This window comes from Gluconacetobacter entanii, from assembly GCF_003206495.1.
In the GTDB taxonomy this organism is placed as follows: Bacteria; Pseudomonadota; Alphaproteobacteria; order Acetobacterales; family Acetobacteraceae; genus Novacetimonas; species Novacetimonas entanii.
On sequence record NZ_NKUF01000141.1, the window covers coordinates 1 to 567 of the forward strand.

General features: G+C 54.7%; 1 protein-coding gene. It reads right to left on the reverse strand.

What is annotated here, in order from left to right:
* Window positions 1–116: 116 nt before the first annotated feature.
* A partial coding sequence (locus tag CFR72_RS16925) for a transposase (RefSeq protein WP_146220788.1) occupies window positions 117–567 on the reverse strand: 451 nt, incomplete at its 5' end.

A 567-nucleotide genomic window follows, 5' to 3' on the forward strand; every position in this document is an offset into this window, starting at 1 on the left:
GCACTACAGTTGCATTTTGTGTCGTGAGTGAGCGCGGATAGCACTGGCCTGATGCGTTCGTCGAAAGACGGACCATCTGAGGATGTGAGAGACGGGTAGTCTGCGTTGTGCAAGTTTTACGACGAGGCGCCTGATCTCCTGAATGGACCAGCGGACAAGGACTGTCGTGTTCTGAGTTGTGTTTTTTTCGGTTTCAGTGAGTTTGCCTGGTAACGGACACTGGCCATGACGGCATAGGCCAGCATGACCAGAGAGACGTGCCGATGCCAACCATGCCAGGAGCGGGTCTCGTTATGATCAAGACCAAATTCGTTTTTGGCCGTCTCGAACCCTTCTTCGATCCTCCAGCGCGTCCCTTCAACGTTCACCAGTTCCTGCGTGGTTGTCCCTTTCGGGCTCCAGGTCGTAAAATAGGCAAGGTCCCCGTCAGCGATGTTTCGGCGGATCAACAGGCCACGTGTCCATGGTCCGGCTATAGGGCAGTCAAATTCTTCAGCATCCAGATCAGCAAGCGGAAGATACGCCCAGTCATAAAGTCGCTCACCTTTTGTGCCGTGCCCCGCTGAC